At 59.1% G+C, this 1,121-nt stretch carries 2 pseudogenes (both running past the window's edge); both read right to left on the bottom strand.

The features are described from left to right. Positions 1 to 32: pseudogene (locus FVQ81_14020) on the bottom strand (hypothetical protein); it reaches 478 nt to the left of the window's first position. Continuing rightward, a pseudogene (locus FVQ81_14015) lies at positions 1 to 837 on the bottom strand (Gfo/Idh/MocA family oxidoreductase) (it extends 15 nt beyond the left edge of the window). The pseudogenes FVQ81_14020 and FVQ81_14015 overlap by 47 nt, the downstream one beginning before the upstream one ends. Positions 838 to 1,121: the final 284 nt, after the last annotated feature.

Raw genomic sequence — 1,121 nt, 5'->3', positions numbered from 1 at the left:
CTCGGGAGAATCGTTCCAGCCGGTGCAGACAACCTCGGTCAGCCGCTCGCCTGTCACCGGCACGATCATCCCCGTGCAGTGGGTCGGATACAGCATCGGCGGAAACCCGAACCGCCAGGTGGGAGTGCCGTCCGGTTCCCACCACAGGCTCTCCAGTCCGTCGTGATGGTACTCGCTTTCGGAGTGGAATATCTCGCCGAATTTGTTCTCCGCCGCCATCGCTCTCGCGGTGATAATCTCCCGGCGGTAGTAGCTGGTCTCGGCCATCATGTAGAGCTTGCCGCTGCGTTTAAGCGCCTCCAGCAGCCGGGCGCATTCCTCCTCGCTTATCCCCGCCGGGACCGCGCTGATCACGTGCTTGCCGGCCTCCAGCGCCCCGACAGCCATTTCCACGTGCAGCGGCGCCGGGGTGAACACCGCCACCGCGTCCACGTTCGGGTCGCGCGCCAGCTCCCGCCAGTCGGAATAGGACGTATCGCAGCCGAACGTGTTCCGCATCGCTTCCCTGCGCCCGGCCAGCAGATCGCAGACAGCAGTCACCCTGCTGTGCGGATGCTCGTGCCAGTAGAATGAAAGCCCGAACCGTCCGCCGATTACCCCTACCCGCAGCACCTTATCGCTCTTTGCGCCGCTTGCCGCGGCGGACCTGCCCGCCACCGCCATCACCGTGGCCGCGCCCAGGAACCGCCTTCGGTTGATATGGCCGCCTGCCGGATTCCGGTCCATTTGTCGCCCCCTGATTGTGGTAAGACAGTCTATATATATTTTGAACGGATTGTATCCCTGGATGATGCGGATCACAGCTTTGCCGATATTGCGGTGAACGCTGAATTCCATCGGCAGTCATTTGATTATAATCAATAGGACATGGCATGTGAAGCGTTTTGCGGAAAAAAAAGTTCAAACTGCCCTGAACCTGTAGCCCCGAAGCGTAAAAGACTTGAATAAACTGACATTTTTTATCAATTTGTTCGTGCACGGCCGGCCTTGGATTTGTAAAGCCCGGGCTGTATCACTAGCGGACCTCCAACCGCTTATTTTTTTCGCACTGACAATTATGATATTGACCGCGGAGGAACACCTTGGCAGGCACTGGACCTGTTGCCCTGGTTACCGGGGCC

This window comes from Candidatus Glassbacteria bacterium, from assembly GCA_019456185.1.
In the GTDB taxonomy this organism is placed as follows: Bacteria; Gemmatimonadota; Glassbacteria; order GWA2-58-10; family GWA2-58-10; genus JAJRTS01.
This window is presented reverse-complemented; position numbering and strand designations above follow the sequence as displayed.